This window comes from Nocardia seriolae NBRC 15557 (assembly GCF_007990715.1).
GTDB classification, from domain to species: Bacteria; Actinomycetota; Actinomycetes; order Mycobacteriales; family Mycobacteriaceae; genus Nocardia; species Nocardia seriolae.
The window spans coordinates 77,285-100,376 of the sequence record NZ_BJWY01000012.1; the positions used below are offsets into that span (position 1 = coordinate 77,285).

At 69.2% G+C, this 23,092-nt stretch carries 28 protein-coding genes; 8 read left to right on the plus strand and 20 right to left on the minus strand.

Features of this window, described 5'->3' with window-relative positions; genetic code table 11:
* Positions 1-14 precede the first annotated feature (14 nt).
* Positions 15-857, minus strand: a complete 843-nt coding sequence (locus NS2_RS06170) for a pyridoxamine 5'-phosphate oxidase family protein (protein ID WP_147207104.1) — start codon at positions 855-857, stop codon at positions 15-17.
* A gap of 120 nt (positions 858-977) precedes the next feature.
* Positions 978-1,430, minus strand: coding sequence for a VOC family protein (locus NS2_RS06175; protein ID WP_033086369.1), 453 nt, complete (start codon positions 1,428-1,430; stop codon positions 978-980).
* 153 nt (positions 1,431-1,583) lie between these two features.
* Here NS2_RS06175 and NS2_RS06180 point away from each other — a divergent pair, with 153 nt between their 5' ends.
* Complete coding sequence (locus tag NS2_RS06180; protein WP_033086370.1) at positions 1,584-2,105, plus strand: CGNR zinc finger domain-containing protein; 522 nt, start codon at positions 1,584-1,586, stop codon at positions 2,103-2,105.
* 4 nt (positions 2,106-2,109) lie between these two features.
* On the opposite strand, the gene NS2_RS06185 is transcribed toward NS2_RS06180, so the two are convergent.
* The 14 genes from NS2_RS06185 to pgsA form a co-directional block, all read right to left on the minus strand.
* Positions 2,110-2,301, minus strand: a complete 192-nt coding sequence (locus NS2_RS06185) for a DUF3046 domain-containing protein (protein ID WP_033086408.1) — start codon at positions 2,299-2,301, stop codon at positions 2,110-2,112.
* 43 nt (positions 2,302-2,344) lie between these two features.
* On the minus strand, positions 2,345-3,493 hold the full coding sequence (locus NS2_RS06190; RefSeq protein WP_033086371.1) for a glycosyltransferase: 1,149 nt from the start codon (positions 3,491-3,493) through the stop codon (positions 2,345-2,347).
* A 262-nt stretch (positions 3,494-3,755) separates the two neighbouring features.
* Positions 3,756-4,469 carry a PIG-L deacetylase family protein gene (locus NS2_RS06195; RefSeq protein ID WP_033086372.1) on the minus strand — a complete coding sequence of 238 codons (714 nt, stop codon included), beginning with the start codon at positions 4,467-4,469 and terminating at the stop codon, positions 3,756-3,758.
* 64 nt (positions 4,470-4,533) lie between these two features.
* Positions 4,534-5,685, minus strand: coding sequence for an ROK family protein (locus tag NS2_RS06200; protein ID WP_096490642.1), 1,152 nt, complete (start codon positions 5,683-5,685; stop codon positions 4,534-4,536).
* A gap of 121 nt (positions 5,686-5,806) precedes the next feature.
* The gene (locus NS2_RS06205) at positions 5,807-7,228 is read right to left on the minus strand and encodes a sugar ABC transporter permease (protein ID WP_033086373.1); all 1,422 of its coding nucleotides are present in this window, start codon (positions 7,226-7,228) and stop codon (positions 5,807-5,809) included.
* Positions 7,229-7,266: 38 nt separating this feature from the next.
* Positions 7,267-8,040 carry an ATP-binding cassette domain-containing protein gene (locus NS2_RS06210; RefSeq protein ID WP_033086374.1) on the minus strand — a complete coding sequence of 258 codons (774 nt, stop codon included), beginning with the start codon at positions 8,038-8,040 and terminating at the stop codon, positions 7,267-7,269.
* A 10-nt stretch (positions 8,041-8,050) separates the two neighbouring features.
* Positions 8,051-9,205: a sugar ABC transporter substrate-binding protein gene (locus NS2_RS06215; protein WP_045436433.1), complete on the minus strand. Its 1,155-nt coding sequence runs from the start codon at positions 9,203-9,205 to the stop codon at positions 8,051-8,053.
* 140 nt (positions 9,206-9,345) lie between these two features.
* Positions 9,346-10,290, minus strand: coding sequence for an NADP-dependent oxidoreductase (locus NS2_RS06220; RefSeq protein ID WP_033086375.1), 945 nt, complete (start codon positions 10,288-10,290; stop codon positions 9,346-9,348).
* Positions 10,291-10,360: 70 nt separating this feature from the next.
* A complete protein-coding gene (locus tag NS2_RS35845; RefSeq protein WP_033086376.1) occupies positions 10,361-10,537 on the minus strand; it encodes a hypothetical protein in 177 nt (58 codons plus the stop codon).
* 153 nt (positions 10,538-10,690) lie between these two features.
* Positions 10,691-11,497 (minus strand): phage shock envelope stress response protein PspM, encoded by an 807-nt coding sequence (gene pspM, locus NS2_RS06225; protein WP_231992917.1) that lies wholly within the window; start codon positions 11,495-11,497, stop codon positions 10,691-10,693.
* Positions 11,498-12,080: 583 nt separating this feature from the next.
* On the minus strand, positions 12,081-12,911 hold the full coding sequence (gene pspA / locus NS2_RS06230; RefSeq protein WP_033086377.1) for a phage shock protein PspA: 831 nt from the start codon (positions 12,909-12,911) through the stop codon (positions 12,081-12,083).
* Between the two features lie 208 nt (positions 12,912-13,119).
* Entirely contained in the window at positions 13,120-13,539 is a 420-nt protein-coding gene (locus NS2_RS06235; RefSeq protein ID WP_033086378.1) for a helix-turn-helix domain-containing protein, read from the minus strand.
* An 81-nt stretch (positions 13,540-13,620) separates the two neighbouring features.
* Complete coding sequence (locus tag NS2_RS06240) at positions 13,621-14,130, minus strand: CinA family protein (RefSeq protein ID WP_172416795.1); 510 nt, start codon at positions 14,128-14,130, stop codon at positions 13,621-13,623.
* A gap of 34 nt (positions 14,131-14,164) precedes the next feature.
* Positions 14,165-14,842: a CDP-diacylglycerol--glycerol-3-phosphate 3-phosphatidyltransferase gene (pgsA, locus tag NS2_RS06245; protein WP_373456069.1), complete on the minus strand. Its 678-nt coding sequence runs from the start codon at positions 14,840-14,842 to the stop codon at positions 14,165-14,167.
* Positions 14,843-14,962: 120 nt separating this feature from the next.
* On the opposite strand from pgsA, the gene NS2_RS06250 reads away from it, so the two are divergent.
* The gene (locus tag NS2_RS06250; RefSeq protein ID WP_045436389.1) at positions 14,963-15,505 is read left to right on the plus strand and encodes an amino-acid N-acetyltransferase; all 543 of its coding nucleotides are present in this window, start codon (positions 14,963-14,965) and stop codon (positions 15,503-15,505) included.
* Positions 15,506-15,545: 40 nt separating this feature from the next.
* Positions 15,546-15,830: a YciI family protein gene (locus tag NS2_RS06255; RefSeq protein WP_033086379.1), complete on the plus strand. Its 285-nt coding sequence runs from the start codon at positions 15,546-15,548 to the stop codon at positions 15,828-15,830.
* Positions 15,831-15,888: 58 nt separating this feature from the next.
* Here the strand turns inward: NS2_RS06255 and NS2_RS06260 are convergent, their stop codons facing one another.
* On the minus strand, positions 15,889-17,016 hold the full coding sequence (locus NS2_RS06260) for a Gfo/Idh/MocA family protein (RefSeq protein ID WP_033086380.1): 1,128 nt from the start codon (positions 17,014-17,016) through the stop codon (positions 15,889-15,891).
* 90 nt (positions 17,017-17,106) lie between these two features.
* Between NS2_RS06260 and NS2_RS06265 the strand changes: the two genes are divergently transcribed.
* From NS2_RS06265 to NS2_RS06275, 3 genes are all read left to right on the plus strand, one after another.
* Positions 17,107-17,700: a TetR/AcrR family transcriptional regulator gene (locus NS2_RS06265; protein ID WP_222594863.1), complete on the plus strand. Its 594-nt coding sequence runs from the start codon at positions 17,107-17,109 to the stop codon at positions 17,698-17,700.
* 135 nt (positions 17,701-17,835) lie between these two features.
* Positions 17,836-18,990 carry an asparaginase gene (locus NS2_RS06270; protein WP_033086381.1) on the plus strand — a complete coding sequence of 385 codons (1,155 nt, stop codon included), beginning with the start codon at positions 17,836-17,838 and terminating at the stop codon, positions 18,988-18,990.
* 59 nt (positions 18,991-19,049) lie between these two features.
* A complete protein-coding gene (locus NS2_RS06275) occupies positions 19,050-19,481 on the plus strand; it encodes a TIGR03668 family PPOX class F420-dependent oxidoreductase (RefSeq protein ID WP_033086382.1) in 432 nt (143 codons plus the stop codon).
* 15 nt (positions 19,482-19,496) lie between these two features.
* On the opposite strand, the gene NS2_RS06280 is transcribed toward NS2_RS06275, so the two are convergent.
* The 3 genes from NS2_RS06280 to NS2_RS06290 all read right to left on the minus strand — a co-directional run bounded on the left by NS2_RS06280 (position 19,497) and on the right by NS2_RS06290 (position 22,138).
* On the minus strand, positions 19,497-19,982 hold the full coding sequence (locus NS2_RS06280) for an FKBP-type peptidyl-prolyl cis-trans isomerase (RefSeq protein ID WP_033086383.1): 486 nt from the start codon (positions 19,980-19,982) through the stop codon (positions 19,497-19,499).
* A gap of 66 nt (positions 19,983-20,048) precedes the next feature.
* The gene (locus NS2_RS06285; protein ID WP_121556046.1) at positions 20,049-21,314 is read right to left on the minus strand and encodes a glycosyltransferase 87 family protein; all 1,266 of its coding nucleotides are present in this window, start codon (positions 21,312-21,314) and stop codon (positions 20,049-20,051) included.
* 314 nt (positions 21,315-21,628) lie between these two features.
* On the minus strand, positions 21,629-22,138 hold the full coding sequence (locus NS2_RS06290) for an MTB12 C-terminal domain-containing protein (RefSeq protein WP_052086086.1): 510 nt from the start codon (positions 22,136-22,138) through the stop codon (positions 21,629-21,631).
* Positions 22,139-22,355: 217 nt separating this feature from the next.
* On the opposite strand from NS2_RS06290, the gene NS2_RS06295 reads away from it, so the two are divergent.
* Positions 22,356-22,559, plus strand: a complete 204-nt coding sequence (locus NS2_RS06295; RefSeq protein WP_033086384.1) for a hypothetical protein — start codon at positions 22,356-22,358, stop codon at positions 22,557-22,559.
* 101 nt (positions 22,560-22,660) lie between these two features.
* Positions 22,661-23,092: Gfo/Idh/MocA family protein (locus NS2_RS06300; protein WP_083608335.1), on the plus strand; the 432-nt coding region annotated here is incomplete at its 3' end.

A 23,092-nucleotide genomic window follows, 5' to 3' on the forward strand; every position in this document is an offset into this window, starting at 1 on the left:
ACCTTTCGGGGTTGTCAGGGTTTGACCGGGGAGAGTTCGGGTTCGCCCCAGTGCAGCGGCGTGGCCTGCGAGATCTGCACCACTTCGGTGATCTCGAAGTCGATCGAACACTGCGCACCGGTGGTGAAGGTCGTTTCGTCCCAGGTTATTCCGGCGGCGCCGGTGAGCTGCAAGGTCGAGCCGGTCCGCCAGTCTGGCACCAGCAGTCCGCAGCGGGGGTTGGCGGCGATATTGCCCAGGGTCATGAACATGGAGTTGCCACGGTAGTCGGGCCAGCGCAAGCGGGTCGGGGAAAGCACCTGCAGGAAGCCGGGATTGCCGCCGCGGTGTGAGGCGTCGGCATTGCCGTCGAGGTCGGCGGAGGCGACGAAGAAGGTGTCGGCCGCCGACAGGGCCGACCGCTGGTCCGGGTCGAGCGCGGCGGTGCGCCGCACCGCGGTGACACCCGGGTCCGACCGGTATTCGAGCTCGCGGCGGGAGATGGACTTCGGGCAGTTGGAGTACACCTGGTCGGTCGCGATCAGCAGTCCCCGCTCGGTCGGTACCGAGGTGCCGTTGACGCGCATGCGCCGCCGCAGCTGCGGTTGCAGCGCGATCATGCCGAGATGACCCGGCGCGCGCAGGGTTTCGGCGAGCGGATCACCGGCGGCCGGCAGCGCGTCCACGGCGATGGTCCGCTCGCCCGTGGCACGGGCGAACCCCGGCGGGCCGACCAGCGGGCTCGCCCACACCCGGGACTCCGCATCGGTCGCCGCCACCACGACCATCGGCTGGTCGGCGAGGAACTCCGCCGCCGCCGGGACGATGTAGGGCCGGATCATCCGACCGACCCGCTCGGCGATGGCGGTCTGCCCCATCCGTTCCTGTACGGCCAACTCGCCGGGGTGATAGATGGTCGTCACGATGCCTCCCGTCGGCGGGCCACCGACCGGGCGGCTCGCTGTCTCGAATTGCGCTGCGAACAGCGTGCTTTCAGATCAGAAGAAGCCGCAGGTGGGCGCGGCCCCGCTCGGCGCGGGCGCGTCCTGCGCGCCGGTGGGCGCGTAGACCTCGAGCCGGATGCCGTCGGGGTCGATGAAGAAGATGCCGCCCGAGGCCGCGCCCTCACCGTGGGCGACCACGCCCTCGTGCGCGAAGGCCACGTTCAGCTCCTTCAGCACCGATTCCACCTCCCGCACCTGATCGATGCTGTCCACCTGGAACGAAAGGTGATGCAGGCCGGGCGTTCTCACCGAGAACTCGCCGTCGCTCTGCTGCCACAGCGTCACCTGGAGCTTGCCGTCACTGCCGAGGAAGGCGAAGCGCTGCGAGCCCGCGCCGCCCGCGCCGAGCTGTTCGAAGCCGAGGGCCCGCCGATAGAAGGCAACCGACCGGTCGAGATCGGTGACATTGAGGCCGATGTGTCCGGTGGCGAGCGCTGGGGAAGTCATGGGAACCCTTTCGGATCATCTAACCAGTGTCTGTTGTATAACTGGTTAGAAACTAAACGACGATCCATCCCACCGTCAACCCCTGAAGTGAGTGTTACCGGTTAGAAAGGTGTGGCCGACCAGATGACAGCAGCGCGACGGTTACCCTCAGACGTGCCCAATCCGCGCCCCCACCTCGGTGAACCACTCGCCCTGGACCTGCTCAATACCCGCTGGATAGACGCGGAAGGGCACCAGGACCTGCTCACCGATGTGCCCGGCGTGGCGCAATGGCTGGCCGACAACGACCTCGATCTCCCCGCCGACGAGCCGACCCGTCAGGCCCTGCTCACCGCCCGCGAAGCCATCCTGCACACCGTCAAGGGCGATTCCGCCGACGACCTCAACGCCGTCCTGACCCGCGGCCGCATCCGCCGCGCCCTCACCCCCGACGGCCCCGCCGCACTCCCCGAAGTCGCCAACCCGGCCTGGCTCCCCGCCTGGCTGGCCGCCGACAACCTGCTACACCTGCTGGCCGCCACCCCCGACCGCATCAAGAAATGCGCCCACCCCAACTGCGTCCTCTATTTCCTGGACACCTCGAAAAACGGCACCCGCCGCTGGCATTCGATGGCAGCCTGCGGCAACCGCGCCAAAGCCACCCGCCACTACGCGAAGAAGATCCCGCCGAACTAGCGATTCACCACCGCGACTTCGGCACATCGAATTCCGCGCACAGCGCCCGCCACACATCCCGGGGATCGACCCCCGCCTCGATGGCCTGCGCCCCCGTCCGCCCCATGGACAGCAGCACATGATCGGTCAACAGCACGTCCCCCCGCGCGGTCCCGAACTCGGTATGCAACAACTCCTGGAACTCCGTCAATCGCACGGCCGCAACCCTACACGCCGCCCCCACCGCCCCCACCCGCTGCTCATCGGGTGGCGGCGTGGCAGATTTCGACGGGGTCGGAGACTACCGAGATGCCGGTGGCGGCGGAGTGGGCGGCGGCGGTGTAGGCGGGGTCGTCGAGGATGCGTTTGACCGCGTCTCGCAGGGATTCGGGGGTGGCGGGGCGAACGAGGATCGAACTGCCTTGGCGGGCAGCGCGATTGGCCAGTTCCCACTGATCGCCGCCGCCGGGGACGGTGACGATGGGGACACCCGCGAGGAGGGTTTTGGCGAGCAGGCCGTGACCGCCGCCGCCGATCACCACCGAGGCGTGGCGCAGCAGGGCGTCCTGGCGGCCCAAACCGGCTGTGGCCCAGGCGGGCAGGTCGGCGGGCGGGGTGTCGAGCATGGAGACGGCCACTCGGACGCCCGCGCCCTCGAGGGCTTCCAGGGCGAGTTCCGCCAGGCCCGCGGTGCCGGTCTGGGCGGTCGAGGGGGCGACCATGACCAGCGGCTCGTCGCCGGGCGGAAGGTCGAGAATGTGATCGGTGGGCTCCCACAGCAGGGGGCCGACCAGGTGGGCGTTGTCGGGCCAATCCGGGCGGGGGACCTCGAGGGCGGGCAAGGTGGCGACGAGCCGCGCGGTGGGGCCCGGGTCCTGTGGCGGCAGGCCGATACTCGCGCGCGCCTGCTCACGCTGCGACTCCCCTCGGCGGATCGCCCGCGAGGTCAGGCCGCGCAGCACCGAGTCCCGGGCGCGCCCGCGCACGCCCTCCCCCACCGCGAGCCCACTTCCGATGGGCGGCAAGCCCTTCGACGGCAGATACAGCGGATGCGGCGACAGCTCCACCCACGGCAGCCTCAACCGCTCGGCGGCCATTCCGCCCCCGGCGGTCAGCACATCCGACACCACCAGTTCCGGCAGCATGGCGCTCAGATCCGGCAGGATCTCCGTCGAAATATGCGCGGCCCGTTGATGAATCTTCGAGCCCGCGTCGTCATCGTCATCCTCGGCGCGCGGTGCCAGCCCTTTCAGCCGCCGCACCCCGATCCCCGCGTCCCGCGCCGCATCGAACCACCGCGGACTGGTGAACAACACCGGCTCATCCCCCGCCGCCAGCAATCGCTCACACAACGCAATCGCCGGAAACGCATGCCCCGGATCCGGCCCGGCCACCACCGCTACTCGCACGCCGACAGACTGCCACACCCCACCGACGCCGCCCGCACCTGCCAACCGTGATGTCGCCATCAGCACGGACCACACGCCGAGACGACAGCGATCCATCCCACTGGCAGACCGAGACTCGCCCGCCGCCGGAAAACCAGCTCGTCGGCCGATCGAATGGGACTCGGCCCACCGGCCGACCACGATTCGGCTCACCGGCCGGTCGAGATCCGGCTCGTTGGGCGACGGAATCTGCACACGGGGTGGCGAGTGGAGGTGGTCGGGTTCAGCCCGCGAAGTTGTAGAGCTCGAACGCGACAGCGCGGGCGGCGGGGAAGCCTTCCTTGGGGCCGGTGGTCATCTCCAGGACGGCGCGGGCCTGGGTTTCGACGGGGTCGGGGCTCAGGGCCTCGAGGTAGCGGCGATGGGCGATGAGGGATTCCACGCCGACCTCGAAGGTTTCGGTGACGTCCACGGCGTGGCTGCCGTCGGTGACACCGCAGACGGCGGCCCAGCGGGGAGACCAGGCCGGGAGGTCGGCGAGGTCGGGGTGGATCCATTCGTTGCCGGCGTCGGAGACGGCGTCGAGGGCGGCGCGGCCGACGGCGCGATGGTCGGCGGAGTTGGCGTAGCCGCGGGCCCAGGTGCCGCCGAAGTTGAACAGCACCACCATTTCCGGGCGGTGGCGGCGGATGGCGGCGGCGAGATCGCGACGCAGGGTCAGGGATTCCTCGATACGGCCGTCGGGGTGGCCGAGGAATTCCACCTCGGAGACGCCGACGACCTTGGCGGAGGCGCGCTCCTCGTCCTCGCGCAGCGGGCCCGACTCGGCGGGCGGCAACCCCGCGATCCCGGCCTCGCCGCTGCTGACCAGCACGTACCGAATGTCCTTGCCCTGCCGCGTCCATCGCGCGACGGCCGACGCCGCACCGTACTCGATGTCATCGGGATGCGCGACGATGACGATCCCGCGCTGCCAGTCCTCGGGAAGCTGTTCCATGCCCCCATTCAACCTCAGCCGCACGGCCCGCACGCCGTCCGGCCCACCGCCCGGGCGCGGGCGTTCACAACATCGCGAGCACGCCCTCGAACGCGGCCTCGGCCGCGCCCAGCAGCTTCAGATCGGCTCCCAGCCTGGACTTTTCGATACGGACACCGCCCAGGGCGCGGCTGACCATGCTGCGGCGGCGCACCTGCTCGCCCACGCGGGCGACGGCGCCGTCGGGCAGCGCGGTGAAGAGATCGCCCAGCACGACGAGTTCGGGGCCGAGGATGTTCACCACATTGACCAGGCCGAGGGTCAGCCAGTCCAGATATTCGCGCAGGTGGGTTTCCCAATCGCCGTGCAGCTCAAGCAGTTCGGCGACGATCGCGCCGCGCGGGCCGTGCTCGGGCATACCGAGAGCGCGGCACAGCGCGGCCTCGCCGACCTCGGTCTCCCAGCAGCCCTCGTTGCCGCAGTGGCAGATTCGGCCGCCGGGGCGCACGGTCATGTGGCCGATCTCGCCGAGATATCCGGCGGAGCCGCGCAGCAGCGCGCCCTGCGCGATCAGCCCGCCGCCCACGCCGACATCGGCGGAGACGAACACCGCGTCGGCCGCCCCGCGCCCCGCACCCCTGACATGCTCTGCGAGCGCACCGAATTCGGCGTCGTTGCCGACCACGACGGGCAGGTCGAGCACCGTGCGCAGCCGCTGCCCCAGCGCCACCTCGCCCCAGCACAGGTTGGCCGCGGTGTGCACCAGCCCGTCGGCGCGCCGCACCACCCCGGGCACGCACACCCCCGCCGCCACCGGCCGTAACCCCAGGTCCTGGGCCAGCATGGCGGCCGACTCCGCGACGTGGGTGATCACCTCGTCCGGTTCCCGTTGCCGCCCACGCAGATTCCAGCTGTTGCGCCCCAGGATCTGCCCGCCGAAACCCACCAGTGCGATCCCCGCGTGCTCGACCTGCACGTCCACCGCGAGCACCACCGCCGCCTGCGGTTGCGGCAGCACCAGCAGCGAGGGCCGCCCGGCCCCGCGCGCCATACGCGGCACCTTCTCCTCCACCACCCCGTCCTCGGTCAGGCCGTCGACGAGCATCTTGATGGTGGAACGATTGAGCCCGAGCGCGGTCGCCAGCGCCGCACGGGTGGCGGGGCCTCCGGTGTGCAGGAGCCGCAGGAGGCTGGACCGGTTGAACCGGCGCACCTCGTCCGGTCGGGCGACGGTCATGGACCGGTTTCTACCATTGCGCGGCCCGATGATCCGATATCACCACGGCCCGAAAGCCGGTGCCCGCCACGCCGCACCGGCCGGTGTCCGCCACGCCGCACCGGCCGGTGTCCGCCGGGCCTCACCGGCCCGCGGTCGCCGCGCGGCGGCGCGACAACGCGTCCACGGTCGCGGCGAGCAGCAGCACCAGCCCGGTCACGATGGACACCACCGCCGCCGGCTGCCGCAGCAGGCCGAGACCGTTCGACACCACCGCCAGCACCGCGCCGCCGATCACCGCGTCGGCCACCCGGCCCCTGCCGCCGAACAGCGAGGTGCCGCCGATCACCGCCGCGCCCACCGCGAACAGCAGGGTATTGAGCCCGCCCGCCTGCGGATCGACCGAGCCGACCTTCGACGAGTAGACGATCGCCCCGACCGCCGCGCACGAGGAACTGATGACGAAAACGCTTGCCCGCAACTGGGTCACATTGATGCCCGCGCGCCGCGCGGCCTCGACATTGCCGCCGACCGCGTAGATGTGGCGGCCGTAGGTGGTGCGGGTGAGCGCGTAGGTGCCCGCCACCAGCAGCACCAGCACGATCGGAACCACGTACGGCACACCGGAGATGACGATCAGCTTGCTGGGCGAGCGGTTGACGGTGAGCAGCGCCGTCACCGCGATCGCGAACCCGACCAGCGCCGAAACCTTCGCCGCCACCAGCGGAGTCGGCGAGGTCACCAATCCCCTTCGCCTGCGCAGGAAGTGCCCGCCGAGCGTGACACCGGCGTACCCGCCCGCCGCCACCACACACAGCACCCAACTGCCCGCCGTCGACAGATTCCCGTTGGCCACCTCGTTGAGCACGTGCAAGGAGCTGATCCCCAGCACCCCGCCCTCGCCGATGAGCTGCAGGATCACGCCCTGCCACGCCAGGAACAGAGCCAGCGTCACCACGAACGACGGCATGCCGATCTTGGCGATCAGGAACCCGGCGATGGAGCCGATGGCCGCGCCCACGCACACCGCGAGCAGCATCTCGATCCACGGATTCGCCTGCAGGCCGAGGACCGTCAGCAGCATGCCGAGCAGCGAGAACGCCACGCCCGGCCAGATCCGCAGCAGTCCCGCGAGGATCGCCGCCAGCAGCAGCATGGCGTTGAACACGAAGAACACCGTGGATCCCATGCCGGTCAACAGGTTTCCGTTGTCCACGTAGTGCATGGCCAGCACCGCGGCCGCGACACCGGAGGCGGTGCCCGCCGACAGATCGATCTCGCCGATCAGCAGCACGAACACGATTCCGATGGCGATGATGGTCTGGCCCGCGCCCTGCGCCAGCAGGTTCGCGATGTTGTTGAGCGAGAAGAACACATCCGACATCAGCGAGAACAGCACGACCAAGGCGATCAACCCGAGAATCGCCGGTAGTGAACCGATTTCACCGCCCCGGAGCCGGGACACGTAGTCGCGCAGGGCTTCCCGGGTGGACAGCGTCGTGGTGTCGATCTCGAAATCGGTGATGACGGTCTCGGTGTCCGCCGATTCCGAAACATTGGTCATCTCAGCGGCTTTCTCGTTGACAGCCCCACCACTCTCGTTCACAGCGCCACCGCTTCGGGCCGCGCCAACCCGAGATCACCCGAGCGTCCCGCGGTGATCAACTCCACCACCTGGCCGGTGGTGACATCCGCGGTCCGCACCTGCGCCGCCATCCGGCCCAGGTACAGCACCGCGATCCGGTCCGCGACCTCGAACACATCGGCCAGGTTGTGGCTGATCAGCACCACCCCGAGTCCCTTTTCGGCCAGCCACCGCACCAGATCCAGCACCTGCCGGGTCTGCGCCACGCCCAGCGCCGCGGTCGGCTCGTCCAACAGCACCAGATTGCTGTTCCACAGCACCGCTTTCGCGATCGCCACGGTCTGGCGCTGCCCACCGGACAGGGCTGCGACCGGGGTGCGCACCGACTTCACGGTGCGCACCCCCAACGAGGCCAGGGTGCGCCGCGCCGCCTCCTCCATGCTCGCCTCGTCCAGCAGCCACGGCTTGCCGCGCTCCCGGCCGAGGAACATGTTGGCCACGATGTCGAGATTGTCGGCCAGGGCCAGGTCCTGGTAGACGACCTCGATGCCGAGCGCCGCCGCGTCCTTGGGGCCACGCAGGTGCACGGGTTCACGCCGGAAGCGCACTTCGCCGGAGTCGGCGGCGTGGATTCCGGCAACACATTTCACCAGCGTGGATTTGCCCGCGCCATTGTCGCCGACGAGTGCGGTGACCTCTCCCGCCGGCACGGTGAGGTCCACGTCGTGCAGCACGTGCACCGGCCCGAAACTCTTGTTCAGTCCGGTTATCTGGAGCAGCGGCTCGCTCATGTCTGTTTCCTCAGGCAATGCCGAGTTCGGCGCAGGCGGACTTCACGTCACCGGAGCAGACGTCGGCGGCCTTCACGAAACCGGCATCCACCACCTGCTTGACCTCGGACTTGGTGATCAACTGCGGTTGCAGCAGCACCGATTTCACGTCGCGCTTGCCCTTGGGGTCCTGACTCACGCCCACCGCCAGCGCATCCGCGGCGGCCTTGTCGCCCTTGGCCAGTGCCACAGCGAGTTTCGCGGCGCTCTCGGCCTCGTCCTTGATGGGCTTGAACACGGTCATGTACTGGTCGCCGCGCAGCACCGCCTTGAGCCCGTCCACGGTGGCGTCCTGACCGGTCACCGGCACCTTGCCATTGAGGCCGTTCTTCTTCAGCACCGTGATCACCGCGCCGGCCAGGCCGTCGTTGGCCGCGACCACGCCGTCGACCTTGCCGCCGTTGCCGGTGAGGATCTGCTCGAAGGTGGTGCCGCCCTTCTGGTTGTTCCAGTCGTCGATGGGCTGGCTGCGCACCAATTTCAAAGCGCCCGAGTCATAGAGGGGTTGCAGCACCGACTCCTGGCCCTGGTGGAACAGCGTCGCGTTGTTGTCGGTCGGCGCGCCCTCGATCTCGACGACCTGCGCGCCCGGCTTGTCCTTGAGCGCGGTGGCCAGGCCCTGGCCCTGCAGCGCGCCGACCTTCACATTGTCGAAAGACACGTAGTAGTCCGAGGATCCGCCGAGATTGAGCCGGTCGTAGTCGATGGTCGGGATGTCGGCCTTCTTGGCCTTGGCCGCGACCGCGCCGCCGACCTCGCCGTTGATGGAGGCGATGAGCAGCACCTTCACGCCCTTGGCGATCATGCCGTCGGCGAGGGTGGAGAACTTCTGGACGTCGCCCTGCGCGTTCTGCACGTCGGCGTCGAAACCGGCCTCGCTCAGCGCCTTCTTCAGCAGCGGCTTGTCGAAGGCTTCCCAGCGGGCCGAGGTGGCGGTCTCGGGGAGGATGACCCCGACCGTGCCATTGGCGCCGCCGCCCGACGGCGCGCTCGAGGAGGAGGAACCGCTGCTGGAGTTGGATCCGCAGGCGGTGAGGGTCAACAGACCGGATAGTGCCAGCGCGGCAGCGGCGTATCCCCGTCGGCGTCCGGACTTCTTCGGCGGGAGCGCGCTTTTCGTCCTCATCAGGGTGACCTTCTTTCCAAGGACACCGTAAGCGGCGGTCACTGGGTGTGACCGCGCACACACGGCATATGTTGTGGGCAACAACATATGCCGTGCGGGTCACTCATATGGGACGTTTCGCCAAATCGATCGCCCCCGGTTCAGGGCAGCAGGATCACCTTCCCGCCCGCGTGCCCGTCCCGCACGAAGTCGTGCGCGGCAGCAACCTCGGCTAGCGGAAACGTCTTGGCAATGGCCAGATCCAGCTTGCCCGCCGACAGCAGCGGCAACAGCTCCCGCCAGGTATTGCCGCGAATCTCGGTGCCCGGATCCGCGCCGGGGCCCATGCCGAGCACCTTGAACCCGTCCGCGGCCGCCCGCCCGAACGCCACGATGGACGCGATCCGGCTGCGGTCGGCCACCAGCTCCAGCGAGACGTCCACCGCCTCGTCGGTGCCGACCGTGTCGAGGGCGGCATCGATACCGTTGGGCGCCAAGGCCTTCACGCGATCCGCCAACCCCGGCCCGTATTCGACCGGCTCCACCCCGTAGGCGCGCAACCGCTCGTGGCGGCTCGCCGACGCGGTACCGATCACCCGCGCACCCCGTGCGACCGCCAGTTGCGCGGCCAGCGCGCCCACACTGCCCGCGGCCCCGTGCACGAGCACCGTGTCCCCCGGGCCGACGCCGGTCGCGGTCAGCAGGTGCACCGCGGTGCCACCGACCGAGAGCACACCCGCGGCCTGCTTCCACTCCACATCGGCCGGTTTGGGCACGACCACCGCGGCCCGCGCGTTCACGGCCGTCGCGTAACCCCCGCTCACCGGCGCGATCACCTCGTCGCCGACGGCGATCGGGCCGGCGGGGCCCACCGCATCGGACCCGACCGCGGTGACCACACCCGACACCTCAAGACCCAGCCGCATCGGCAGCTTGCCCGGATCGGTGCCGAACGCACCGCTGTAAACCTTGTAGTCGAAGGGATTCACCCCGGCCGCGCGCACCGCGACGGTGACCTCTCCAGGCCCCGGCTCGGGCACCTCGATCTCGATGAGCGACAAAACTTCCGGTCCACCGTATGCGGCGGCAACGACAGCAGTAGCCATGTCGCGATGATACGGAAAAGGACCGTCCGCCCCGGCTATCCGGGATGAACGGTCCTCGCCTTGCGCGCCGTCAGAACTTGCCGAGCGGCGACTTGTTCTTCGAACCCGACAACGCCTTGTACAGCACGTACAGGCCGAAGATGACCGCGGTCACCATCAGGATCGGGAACAGCGCCTTGATGAGCGCGCCCAGAATCGCGAACGCGATCCAAACCAGGACGACGACGCCGAGGATCTTCCAAAACATTCCATGCCTCCCTAGACTCCGAACCGCCGTCGACGCGATCCGTCACCATCCATACTGCGTCGTCGGCCTGAGAAAATCACCAGGTCAACACCGATATCCGGGACAGAATCAGGGTTCACCCCGAGTCCCGGACCGGACCGCCGGCCCGATCGCTCAGGGGTTCGCGCGAAAACGCTGGTCGGCGAGATCGGTGAGGGCCTGCGCCCAGCCGTCGAGGCGGTCGGCGGCGTCGCGGAGGCTGACCATGGCCCAGCCGAGGTCATCGGCCACGGCGGCGGACTCGGGCACGGCGAGCACGCGCGCGGCCGCCGCCACCATGCCCTCGTACTCGATCACACCGCCGTCCAGGCGAACCGAAACGGCTCGGACGTGCTCGCCCAGTGGCGAATTCACGCCCAGCGCACCCGAGGCCCGCTCCATCGCGACCACATCCTGTGCCAGCGCGTGCAGGGCGGCCGCGCCCGAGGCGGCGGTTTCGAGGGTGTCGTTGAGATCGTCCTCGGGGAGTCTGCCCGAGCGCGCGATCTGCGAGTGCAGCCCGTGCAGCGCCCGCTCCGCACGGACCAGCCGGGCAATGGATGCCCGTGCCGCCGAACGGATCGGCGGCAGCTTGCGCGGCACGAACGCCGCTTGTGGCAACGGCTCCCTGCGCATCTCCAAATAGCGCTTGGCTGTCACCGCGGTCCCGGTGACCAGGGCTACCGCGCCGCCGCCGACCACGACCACCGCCCACGCCGGCGCCGAAATCAGCACCAACCCAACGGTTCCCGCCGTCGTCAAACCGGAAGCCGTGCCCAGCCGGAAACTACGCCGCCTGGCGCGCCGCCGCTTCCGCAACTCCCGCTCGCGGGGGTCGGCCCACTTCCGCACGGCCACCAACGCCTGCTCCCCCACCCCGCGCAAGGTATCCGGCAGTCGCTGCGCCAACTTCTCGGGCTCGAACCCGGTGGGAGCCAACACCTCTCGCACCGCCTCGGCAGCCCGCTCCCGCTTCCCCCGCTTACGTTTCCCGCGCCCCTTCGATGTGGCGGTCTCGCCACCGCCCCGAGGATCGGGCCGCGCCGACTGCGGAGGTTGCATACCCGCACCGTACGGCGAGCCACCGACAAACAACCCGTTACCCGGGTCTGCCATCGGCCGGGAAGGCACCTCGGCACCGGAAGCCCGACTCGCCGTCGTCCACGGCTGCGCTGATTGCGGACCGGAACAGGCCGATTGCGGCCCTGAGTATCCAGGGTTGCCGAGACTCTGGTGTGCCCCGTGCTGCACATCGAAGGCCGATGACGGCGGAGGTGGCGCGGTCGGCACGGTGTATCCGTGCGGAAGCACCTGGTCGGCGGGTGCGGAAGATGCTGGAGGCGGGGCTGATTCGGGGATCGGCGCCGGCGGCTGGGGGTTAGCGGGCGGGCCGAAGGGGGAAGGGAAGCCCGGGAGGTGGTCGGGGGTTTCGGTGCGGGTTCTGCGCAGGAAACGGGCAGGGGAGGTGGCGGGACTGTGGTCGGCCCGCGATCTCCCCATCGTCGTACTACCTTTCGCGCAGCAGTTACTGCTGGGCGGCCTGGCCCTTGTTGAAGTTGGGCTGGGCGGCGGGCTGGGCGGGCTGGCCCTGCTGGATCTGCGGCTGGGCGGCGCCACCGGCGGGGAGGGCGTCGCCGCGCATGGAGGCGCGGATCTGCTCGAGGCGGTTGTGGCCGGCCATCTGGACGCTGGCCTGCTGGACCTCGAGCATGCGGCCCTGCACCGAGTTGCCCGCCAGCTCGGCGGCACCCAGGGCGTTGGCGTAGCGGCGCTCGATCTTCTCGCGTACCGCGTCCAGGCTGGGGACCGCACCGGGCGCGGACAGCGTGGAATCCATCTGCTGCAGCGAGGCCGAGACCTGCTCCTGCATCTTGGCCTGCTCCAGCTGGGAAAGCAGCTTGGTGCGCTCGGCGACCTTCTGCTGCAGCAGCATGGCGTTCTGCTCGACGGCCTTCTTGGCCTGCGCGGCGGCCTGCAGCGACTGGTCGTGCAGCACCTTCAGATCCTCGACGGACTGCTCGGCGGTCACCAGCTGCGCGGCGAAAGCCTCTGCGGCATTGGTGTACTGGATCGCCTTCTCGGTGTCACCCGCGCCGCTGGCCTGGTCGGCGAGCATAACCGCCTGGCGCGCATTGGCATTGAGCTTCTCGACCTCGTCCAGCTGGCGGTTCAGCTTCATCTCCAGCTGGCGCTGGTTGCCGATCACCGACGCGGCCTGCTGCGACAGGGCCTGATGCTGGCGCTGGGCTTCCTCGATGGCCTGCTGGATCTGAACCTTCGGATCCGCATGCTCCTCGATCTTCGAGTCGAAGAGGGCCATCAGGTACTTCCAGGCCTTCACGAACGGATTAGCCATCGATTGATCCCGCCTCCATATGACGTGCCGCGCCCCTTAGCGCGACAGTAGTGCGCGACCGTCGCGCACCCCTGTTGTCCCTATCTCCACTGTGCAACGGTCGTTCCGGAGATTCCGTCCACAGCACGATGCCTCCGGCACGAAGCCTACAGAGAATTTATCCCTTTCGGCCCCAGAGCACAGTCTTCTCTCTGCGCGGCCGAGCTGATCACTTGGCGGCCACCAGCACCAGACGGTCCGACTTCGGGGCCGGAATCACAATGCGGGGGCCGAAGGTACCGTCGGCGGCCATCACCATCTCGCCGTCGCCGCCCTTCGCAAGCCTGGTCTTGGCGGCGACCTTGCCGGTGCCCAGCTTCGCGGTGGCCTTCTCGTTGGCCAGCGCGGTGGCCTTGTCGGCGTCGGCCATGGCCGCGCTCACATCGAAAAGCACCTGCGACAGCGGCACATCCAGGGCCTGGCAGATGGCGGCCAGCAGTTCGCTGGAGGCCTCCTTGCGACCCCGTTCCACCTCGGACAGGTACCCCAGGCTCACGCGCGCGGAGGTGGAGACCTCACGCAGTGTCCGGCTCTGGGCGACCCGAGCACGCCGCAGGCTTTCCCCGATCGCTTCTCGCAGCAGCGTCATCTCGTTCTCCTCACACTCGTCTCGCCGGACCCAGCGTTTGACTGGACAACGTCCGGCGTCGGCCGCGCGTTCCCGGCTCCCTCACTCGCCCCTGACCGAGCGGACGAGTTCGGTGACCGCGGCGCGGACCGCGCCCACCCTGATCGTCCACCGGTCCCCCGACAACTTCAACCGCAGTACCTCGGTGGACCGTGGACCCGCTATACCAATGAATACCGTGCCGACCGGGCGGCCGTCCTGCGGTTCGGGCCCGGCGACGCCGGTGAGCCCGATGCCCCAGTCCGATTCGCAGCGGCGGCGGGCCCCGACGGCGAGCTGTTCGGCGGTGCTCGCGGCCACGGGACCATCGGTGGCCAGCGTGTCCGCACTCACACCCGCGAGCGAGTGTTTGAGGTCGGTGGCGTAGACGATCAGTCCACCCCGCAACACCGCGCTCGCGCCCGGAATTCCCGCGATGGTGGCGCTGAGCAGTCCGGCGGTCAGCGATTCCGCGGTGGCCACGGTCTGCCCGGCCGCGATCAGGGCCGCGACCAGTTCGGCGGCGGGCACCTCGGTGGCGAGGTCGGCCGGGACGGGCGGCGCGGTCGCCACGCGCGAGAGCGCGGCCTCGATATCGGGCCGGACCCTACGCGGCACGGCTGCCGCCCGGCGAACCGAACCACAGGCGGGCCGCTTGCACGACGTAATCCAATCCGGTGACCACCGTCAGCACCACCGCCACGTACATCAAGTCCATTCCGGCCGAAGCGAATCCGCCGGAAAGCGGCAGCAACAACACGGCAATGGCGACGGACTGGACCAGCGTCTTGAGCTTGCCGCCGCGGCCCGCGGGGATCACGCCGCGCCGGACCACGGCCAGCCGCAGCAGGGTGATGCCGAGCTCGCGGGCCACGATGACCAGGGTGATCCACCACGGCAGATCGTGCAGCATCGACAGCCCGATCAGCGCGGAACCGATGAGCGCCTTGTCCGCGATCGGGTCGGCGAGCTTGCCGAAGTCGGTGACCAGGCCGTATTTGCGGGCCAGCTGCCCGTCGATGCGGTCGGTGATGGCGGCGACGCCGAACAGCGCGGCCGCGATCCAGCGCCAGGTGGTCTCGTGCCCGCCGGCGGCGAACAACGCCAGCAGGAAGATCGGCACGATCAGGATGCGCAGCACGGTCAGCACATTGGCGATGTTCATCAGCGGCACGGCCGCGGGCTCCACCACCGGCTCCGGGCGCGGGGCGGAAACGAACCCCGGGCTCGCCGCGGGACCGGCATCGGCCCAGCGACCTTCGATCTCGTCAGGCTGCACGGTCACCAGCGCCCCCACCGGCCGTCGACGCGGCCATGGTTTCCGGACCATGCCGGTATGCGGGGGGACTGGATGTGCGACACACCGACAAGCCTATCGGTAGGTGGGCCGACTACTGTGCACCCCATGACAACACGGGCAAGTGACAGTGGTTCCCTCGACGGGCAGGCGGCGATCGCGCCGGTCGTCCGTCGAGCGCGAACCTCTGATGTGCCCGAGATCAAACGACTCATCGACATCTACGCCGGGCGGATCCTGCTCGCGAAGAACCTGGTGACGCTGTACGAGGCGGTGCAGGAATTCTGGGTGGCCGAACGCGACGGGGTCATTCTGGGCTGCGGCGCGCTGCACGTGCTGTGGGCCGACCTCGGCGAGGTGCGCACGGTCGCGGTGCATCCGGATATCAAGGGCACGGGCGCGGGGCGGCTGCTGGTCGAGCAGCTCATCGCCGAGGCGCGGGAGCTGGAACTGCGGCGGCTGTTCGTGCTGACCTTCGAGGTGGATTTCTTCGCCCGGCACGGCTTCGTGGAGATCGAGGGCACGCCGGTGACCGCCGAGGTCTACGCCGAGATGTGCCGGTCCTACGACACCGGTGTCGCCGAATTCCTGGATCTGTCCTACGTCAAGCCCAACACGCTCGGGAATACCCGAATGCTGTTGACGCTCTGACACTTCCGTACAAACACATTCGATCAGGGAGCAACCGCCCATGGCCGTCTTCGCCGTGCACTACGTCTACTCCGACGCCACCGTCCCCGCCCGGGACATCCACCGCCCCGCCCACCGCGCGTGGCTGAACGCCCTCGTCGACGAGGGCACCGTGCTCACCAGCGGCCCCTACGCCGACGGCTCGGGCGCGCTGATCCTGGTCAAGTCCGAGGACCTGGAGTCGGTGACCAAGCTGTTCGAGGACGACCCGTTCAACCGCGAGGGCCTGCTCGAGGACAAGAGCATCGCGGAGTGGCTGCCGACCATGGGCGCGTTCGTGTCCTGAGCTACGCGGCTATCGAAGCCCCATCCGGCTGGGCGGGTGGGGCTTTCGCATATCCCGGTCAGGCCGGGATGGGTTGACGGAGGCCGGATTCGGCGCTGCGGTGGATGGCGTCGAGGAGGCGGTGCATGCGCAGGCCGGTTTCGAAGGACGGGACGGTGTGCTCGCCGGTGCGGATGTCTTCGGCCAGGCGGGTGTAAAGCCTTGCCACATTGCGGGATTCGACCGGGAGGCCGGCGATCGGCTCCGGGTCGGCGGGGGTGAGGTCCTGCCAGGTGCCGCCCGCACCTCGGGAGGCGAGCAGGTTCAGGTCGCTCATCTGGATGCCGCCCGCGTGCAGGCCGGGCGCGCCCGAGGCGGTGTCGTTGGCCAGCACCAGGTCGCCGTCGGTGCCGGAGATTTCGATGCGGGTGTGGGCATTGGTGAGTTTGGCGTCGTGCAGATGGGCCGACACCACGACGTTCCCGGCCGCGCGGGCGGTCAGCAGCAGATGGTCGGGGCTGGTGATGCGTACCCGCTCACCCGTTTCGACCACGGTGTTGAAGGTGTTGCGGATCGCGAGGTCCGCCGACAGCTCGGTGAGTTCGCCGAGGAGGAATTGGAGCGGGTCGAGGGTGTGGCCGCCCGCGACCTCGAGTAGTCCGGCGGCATTCTCACGATCGAGGGTGTAGGCCGCCCACTGCGGGATCGCACCGCCCGCTCCCTTGCCGCGCGAAGAGTAGACGGTGGCCGAAACCGGTTCGCCCACAAAGCCTTCGGCAAGCAACTCGCGGGCGCGAAGCACCGCCGGGGCGAAGCGGGCCTGGAGGCCGACAGCGTGGTGGCCGGGGGCGGAAGCGGCCGCGGCGACGATGGCCTCGGCCTCGGAAGTGGTTCGGGTGAGCGGCCATTCGGAGTAGACGTGTTTGCCCGCGGCCAAGGCGGCGCTGATGAGTTCGGCGTGGGCGGGGACCTTGACGGTGATGGCGACCAGGTCGACGTCGGGGTGCTCGGCGAGTTCGCTGGCGCTGGTGAAGGCGTGCGCCGCGCCGAAGATGCGGGCCGCCTCGTCGGCGCTCTCGCGGCGGCTGGTGCCGACCGCGGTCAGTTCGAAGCCGGGCAGCGCGCGCAGGGCGGGGATGTGGGCGCGGGAGGCCCAGCCGCGGTCCGGGCTCGCACCGATGATGCCCACGCGGATGGTGTCGGACATGACTTCTCCTTCACTAAGCGGACCCATGCGGTCCGTTTTCGACGCTAGCTAAGCGGACTCAGAAAGTCCACTTTTGCTAGAGTGCTGGGCATGACCGCCGTCGATCGCCTGCTCACCCGGGACTCCGAGCCGACCCCGCGCGCCGACGCGCGGCGCAATCTCGAACGGCTGGTCACCGCCGCGCGCTCGGCTGTCGCGGAGGTGGGGGTGCGCGTCACCGCGCAGGAGGTCGCGCAGCGCGCGGGCGTCGGCAAGGGCACCTTCTACCGGCGGGTGCCCTCGCTCGAGACGTTGTTGCAGGCGGTCCTGGAGGAGGTGCTCGACGAAGGCGTGGCCGCCGCCGATCGCACGCTCGGGAATCCGGATCCGTGGCGGGGATTCACCGAATTCGCTTCCGCCTACGTGGGTTTGCGAAAAGAAAGCTGCGGTGTGAACGAGGCCCTGGGCGGCGCGGGCAGCTGCGATCTCGAGCGCTGCCTCGGCGATATCCGCGAGCGGCTGCGCGAATTGGTCGGCCGGGCACAGGAAAACGGCTCGATGCGGTCCGACACCACCTGGCAGGACGTGGCTTTTCTATTGGCCGGGGTGACCACCGACGATCACACCATCGGCCTGACCGCCGCCGCGGACCAGTGGCAGCGCAACCTTCGGATACTGCTGGACGGCCTCGCCGCCCGCCCCTGAACCGCCCCTTACGATCTTGATAGCAGGACATTTGCCTCTGGGTTGCTAGATGGCTTTTCGGGAACCATCGGTTGGCGGAAACATCCATCAGGGAGGCTCCTGCGCGCCCGCGACAGGACCCGAAAGGACATCGCAATGGCGCGAAAATCCCTTCTCCGTTTCGCCGGTCTGATCGTCGGCGCGGCGGTCGTGGTCACCGGCTGCGGCAGTACCTCCGGCGATTCCGCCGAATCCACTATGGACGCCACCTCGCAGGCCGCCACCGGCAAGACCGACGATGCCCCGGCCCCGGCTCCCGGAACCCAGCCGCGCATCGCGATTCTGGCCACCGGCGGCACCATCGCGGGCAAGGCCAATGCCAATTCCGCGGTCGGCTACACCGCCGGTGAGGCCACCGCGCGGGATCTGATCGACGCGGTCCCCGGCATCGACAAGATCGCGAAGCTGAGCGCCGAGCAGATCTCCAATATCGGCAGCCAGGACATGAACGACGAGGTCTGGGTGAAGCTGGCCAACCGAATCAACGACCTGTTCGCCAAGAACGAGATCGACGGTGCGGTGGTCACCCACGGCACCGACACCATCGAGGAGACCGCGTTCTTCCTCGACAATGTCATCTCCAGCGACAAGCCCGTCGTGCTCGTCGGTTCCATGCGACCGTCCACCGCGTTGAGCGCCGACGGCCCGGCGAACCTGCGCTCGGCGGTTCAGGTCGCGGCCTCCCCCGACGCCCGCGGCCGTGGTGCGATGGTCGTGCTCAACGACACCATTCACGGCGCCGGGGATGTCACCAAGACCAATACCACCAGCGTGCAGACCTTCAAGTCGCCCAATACCGGCCCTGTCGGCTATGTGGACGCGGCGGCGGTCACCTTCGCGCAACCCGCTGCGCCGCAGCGGCATTCGCACTTCCCGGTGCCCGGCAGCGCCCCGCTCCCCCGCGTCGACATCGTCTACTCGCACGCCGGGATGAATGCCGATCAGGTGAACGACGCCCTCGGCCACGGCGCGAAGGGCATCGTGCTCGCGGGTGTGGGCGACGGCAATACCGCCAAGCCGGTGGTCGACGCGCTGTCGAAGGCGGCCAAGAGCGGTGTGGTCGTGGTCCGTTCCAGCCGCGTCGGTTCGGGCGAGACGGTCCGCAATGCCGAGCTCAACGATGACGACCTGGGCACCTCGTCGTCACTCTTCCTGAACCCGGCCAAGTCGCGAGTGCTGGTGCAGCTCTTGCTGGCCAACGGCATCACCGACCCGGGCAAGGTGCAGCAGGAATTCGCAACCCGTCGCTGAAACCCCCGCTGATCGGACCGCCGGTGGCCGCACGCCACCGGCGGTCTAGCGTTTATCCGGTGCGATCGGACGCAGACACCGCCCTGTCCAGGTTCCGTGCCGCGCGGGTGGCCCGCCTGGCCACCGCCGACGCCACCGGGCAACCGCACCTGGTGCCCGTCACCTTCGCCGTATCCCCCTCCGCCACACCGCTTTTCGTAGTCATCGCCATCGATCACAAACCCAAGTCGACGACGGACCTGCGCCGCCTGCGCAATATCGCGGCCAATCCCCGGGTTTCACTGCTCGCCGACCACTACGACGAGGACTGGACGCGGCTGTGGTGGGCGCGCCTGGACGGCGTCGCCGAAATCCTGACCGCCCCTGCCGAACTCGACGCTCCGCTGGCATGGCTGAGCGAGAAGTACCCGCAATACCGAGCGACGCCCCCGACCGGACCACTGATCCGGATCGAGGTCGAGTCGATCCGGGGCTGGGCCTACTCGGGGTAGACCCGATCGGTCGGCTCAGTGTTCGTGGTCGTCGTCGCCGTGCGGGTGGCCGTGGGCCAGTTCGTCCTCGGTGGCGTCGCGGATGTCGATGACCTTGACCTGGAAGGTCAGCCGCAGCCCGGCCAGGGGGTGGTTGGCGTCGATGGTGACCGCGTCGCCGTCGACGTCGCGGACCACGACGATCTGGGATTCGCCGTCCGGAGCCTCGGCCTCGAACTCCATGCCGACCTCGAGCTCGTCGACGCCCTCGAAGGCGTCGCGGTCGACGGTCTGGACCAGCTCGGCCAGGTATTCGCCGTAGCCGTCCTCGGGTTCGACCACGACGGTGAGCTCGTCGCCGGGGTTCTTGCCCTCGAGGGCCCGTTCCAGGCCGTCGACGATGTTCTCCGCCCCGTGCAGGTAGATGAGCGGCTCGTCGCCGACCGACGTGTCCAGGACCTCGCCGTCGTCGTCGGTCAAGGTGTATTCGATGGAAACGACCTTGTCAGCGGCAATCGACATGGTGGTGAGCCTTTCGAGGAGGAGTTCGTACCGGGCAAATGTATCCCGGCGACACCCGCGGCCCCCTCATGCGGTACCCGGTCCGCGTCCGTACCGGCGGATCGCGTAGCAACTCGTGGCCACCTGCACCGCGATGAAGCAGCCCGCGTAGGCCGGGACCGTGAAGTAGGCGAACCACACCGAGTTGTCGGGGCGCGGCATCATGACCAGCCCGATGCCGATCGGGTGCGGCGAACCCTCCATGGGCGGGCGGTCGGAGAAGGTCCACCACCAGCTGAAGGCGATCAGGGCGACGGCCGCCGGGGCCGGCCACGCCCACCGGGTCGCGGCGGTGCGAGCGTGCTGCCAGGCCAGAATCACCAAGGGCACGAACCACACCCAATGATGACCCCAGGAGAACGGGGACGTGCACGCGGCGGTCATGCCGGTCACGGTGATGGCCAGCAACTCGCGGCCGGTCCGGTGGGCCAGGGTCGCGGCGGTCAGGCCGAGCGCGACGATCGGCAGCAACACGGCCAGCCACATCCAGGTCGGCGGCGCGAAGACGGTCATACCGGAGGCATCCGAGCTGAAGCGGCGGATGTCGAGGAAGCGCAGCAGCTGCGCGAGGAAGCCGTTGACGGACTGATTGCCCGGGGAATCGACCGCCCCGACCCGGCCCGCCGCGGTGACCTGTCCACGCCAATACGAGTAGGCATTGTGCGGGCCGATCGCGAAACCGGCCGCGATGGTCGCCGCGAAAGCCCCGGTCGCGATCCCCAGGCTGCGCCACTGCCGGGTGCAGGCGAGATAGAGGAGAAAGAACGCGGGCGTCAGCTTGATGCCCGCGGCGATGCCGACTCCCACCCCGCGCAGTCGCGCGCTCGGCGGGCGGGTGAGATCCCAGACGATGAGCAGGACCAGGAACACATTGATCTGCCCGAGCCAGATGGTGGTGCGGACCGGTTCGAGGACACTGCACAGCACCGCCAACAGCGCGGCGAACAGCCACGTGCGCACCGTGTTCCGGTATTTCAGGACGAGCAGGCAGCGCCCGGTGAGCGCGACCAGCGCCAGCATGGTCGCCAGCCCCCACAGCGCTTTGGCCTTGACCAGGGAGAGCACCGTCAGCGGCAGGAAGAGGAGGGCCGCGAACGGCGTGTAGGTGAATTCCATCCCGAACACGACCGGCCCCTCGTCGAGACCGGTCCCACCGCGCACGGCCTGCCCGCCCGCGCGATAGACCTCGAGGTCGAGTCCATTGCTGAACAGTCCGTAGTACGGATTCCCCACGGGTATCGCATACACGTGCCACACCAGCGCCACCCAGCGCCACGACCGCGAGCAGCCCACCCACGAACAGCATGCGATCGGTCACGCGCGGTTCGACCGCGCGACCGTCCAACTGGGCCGTATCTTCACGAACGGCAACCCCATCAGCCCCCGTAAGCATCCGACCACGATAACCAACCCCACCCGTAGCGCGGCTACGACACTTCGACGCCCGCTCACGCGCGGATCGGCCCGGTAAGCCGCGGCGGCGGCTGTCCGTGGCGACGCGGCGAACCGAAGCACCACAGCGGATCGCGGTGCGACAGCGAGCCAGTGAGGTGTGGTGGCGCGGTGGACTGCGGACGCGTGGCGGACTGCGGTGACGTGGCGGGGGGCTAGCCGGTGGGCTGGGGCGAGCCGGTGGACTGCGGTGCCGTGGCGGCCGCCGCATCGCAGGCCGCCGGGACGCCGCCCTCGATGCGGAGCAGGTCGCAGAAGGTTGCGGCGGCCACCTTCCAGCTGCCGCCGAGCTCGAGTGCGGTGCCGTGGCGGTTGGGGAGCAGCGGGATTCCGTGCTTCTTGATGGTGAAGGTGACGGCCGCGCGCTGGGGGCCGTCGCCCGCCACCGCGGACACGCTCGCCGTCGCGCCGCCCGCGACGGCCGAATGCGCCTGATGCTCCAGGGTTTCGGTGAAGGCCTGGCCGTTCTCGAGCAGCGCCGTTTTCTGGTCGACGGAGATGGAGCTGTCGAAGAATCGCTCGAAGGTATCGGTGACGGCCTTGACCTCGGCCGCCGATACTTCGCCCTCGGCCTTGGGCGGAGAGTCCGCGCCGCACCCGGCGGTCAGGAACACCGGGACGGCGCATGCCACCGCCAGTCGTAGTGGCAGAGTTCGTTCGAGCATCCCGGTCGGGCCTCCCTTTGCGAGTCGGATCCCACGAGTACAACACAGCATTCGCCGAGCACCTGCCGCCGACGCCCGCGGCGGTCAGCGCGCGAGCGGCGAGCCCGTAAGAACTGTCGTCCGGCGCGTACGAGGACCGTAAAGACCGGCGGTCCCGCGCGACCGGTCGGGTTCAATCGAGATTCCGAAATGGAACTGGTGAAGAGAGGCACAGCAGATGCGCACCGCCGACCGGGACGACACCCTGTCCGGCGTCGAGGTTCACTTTTCACTGCCCGACGCCGCGTATATCGCACGGTCCGACCGATATCCCGGACTGGTGTGCCGCAATGAGTGGTCCTCACTGGCCGCCATCGAGGGCCTGCTCGAGCTGATCGACGCCCACCACCGCCCGGACCCGGCCGCCCGCCCGGCCGCCTGAGCACGCAGCCCGCCGCCCGTGCGGACGGCGCGCCACCCGAACCGGAATCCGCTGCGAAGCAAGCGCATTCGGAATCGACCGGACGCTGTTAGGGTCGGAAGATGAGTGACACCGCACAGCTTCGGATCGGAATCCTCGGCGCGGCGAATATCGCGCCGAACGCGCTGATCGGACCGGCCCGGCGCAGTCCGGAGGTGGTGGTGGCCGCGGTCGCGGCGCGCGATCGGGCGCGGGCCGAGGAGTTCGCCCGCAGGCACGGCATCGAGCGGGTGTACGGCGGCTACGAGGAACTGGTCGCCGCACCCGACCTCGACGCGGTCTACATCCCGCTGCCCAACGGCCTGCACGGGCGCTGGATCCGCGCCGCGCTGGCGGTCGGCAAGCACGTGCTGTGCGAGAAGCCGTTCACCGCGAATGCCGCCGAGGCGCGCGAGATCGCCGAGCTGGCGAACGCTTCCGATCGGGTGGTGATGGAGGCGTTCCACTACCGCTATCACCCATTGACGCGGGCGGCCGAAAAGGTCCTAGTGTCC

What these genes read in the sequence shown, in the direction of transcription:
- NS2_RS06170 (WP_147207104.1), bottom strand. Translation starts at nt 857, where the DNA reads ATGGGGCAGACCGCCATCGCCGAGCGGGTCGGTCGGATGATCCGGCCC.
- NS2_RS06175 (WP_033086369.1), bottom strand. Translation starts at nt 1,430, where the DNA reads ATGACTTCCCCAGCGCTCGCCACCGGACACATCGGCCTCAATGTCACC.
- NS2_RS06195 (WP_033086372.1), bottom strand. Translation starts at nt 4,469, where the DNA reads ATGGAACAGCTTCCCGAGGACTGGCAGCGCGGGATCGTCATCGTCGCG.
- NS2_RS06200 (WP_096490642.1), bottom strand. Translation starts at nt 5,685, where the DNA reads ATGACCGTCGCCCGACCGGACGAGGTGCGCCGGTTCAACCGGTCCAGC.
- NS2_RS06205 (WP_033086373.1), bottom strand. Translation starts at nt 7,228, where the DNA reads ATGACCAATGTTTCGGAATCGGCGGACACCGAGACCGTCATCACCGAT.
- NS2_RS06210 (WP_033086374.1), bottom strand. Translation starts at nt 8,040, where the DNA reads ATGAGCGAGCCGCTGCTCCAGATAACCGGACTGAACAAGAGTTTCGGG.
- NS2_RS06215 (WP_045436433.1), bottom strand. Translation starts at nt 9,205, where the DNA reads ATGAGGACGAAAAGCGCGCTCCCGCCGAAGAAGTCCGGACGCCGACGG.
- NS2_RS06220 (WP_033086375.1), bottom strand. Translation starts at nt 10,290, where the DNA reads ATGGCTACTGCTGTCGTTGCCGCCGCATACGGTGGACCGGAAGTTTTG.
- NS2_RS35845 (WP_033086376.1), bottom strand. Translation starts at nt 10,537, where the DNA reads ATGTTTTGGAAGATCCTCGGCGTCGTCGTCCTGGTTTGGATCGCGTTC.
- pspA (WP_033086377.1), bottom strand. Translation starts at nt 12,911, where the DNA reads ATGGCTAATCCGTTCGTGAAGGCCTGGAAGTACCTGATGGCCCTCTTC.
- NS2_RS06235 (WP_033086378.1), bottom strand. Translation starts at nt 13,539, where the DNA reads ATGACGCTGCTGCGAGAAGCGATCGGGGAAAGCCTGCGGCGTGCTCGG.
- NS2_RS06250 (WP_045436389.1), top strand. Translation starts at nt 14,963, where the DNA reads ATGACAACACGGGCAAGTGACAGTGGTTCCCTCGACGGGCAGGCGGCG.
- NS2_RS06255 (WP_033086379.1), top strand. Translation starts at nt 15,546, where the DNA reads ATGGCCGTCTTCGCCGTGCACTACGTCTACTCCGACGCCACCGTCCCC.
- NS2_RS06260 (WP_033086380.1), bottom strand. Translation starts at nt 17,016, where the DNA reads ATGTCCGACACCATCCGCGTGGGCATCATCGGTGCGAGCCCGGACCGC.
- NS2_RS06265 (WP_222594863.1), top strand. Translation starts at nt 17,107, where the DNA reads ATGACCGCCGTCGATCGCCTGCTCACCCGGGACTCCGAGCCGACCCCG.
- NS2_RS06270 (WP_033086381.1), top strand. Translation starts at nt 17,836, where the DNA reads ATGGCGCGAAAATCCCTTCTCCGTTTCGCCGGTCTGATCGTCGGCGCG.
- NS2_RS06280 (WP_033086383.1), bottom strand. Translation starts at nt 19,982, where the DNA reads ATGTCGATTGCCGCTGACAAGGTCGTTTCCATCGAATACACCTTGACC.
- NS2_RS06290 (WP_052086086.1), bottom strand. Translation starts at nt 22,138, where the DNA reads ATGCTCGAACGAACTCTGCCACTACGACTGGCGGTGGCATGCGCCGTC.
- NS2_RS06295 (WP_033086384.1), top strand. Translation starts at nt 22,356, where the DNA reads ATGCGCACCGCCGACCGGGACGACACCCTGTCCGGCGTCGAGGTTCAC.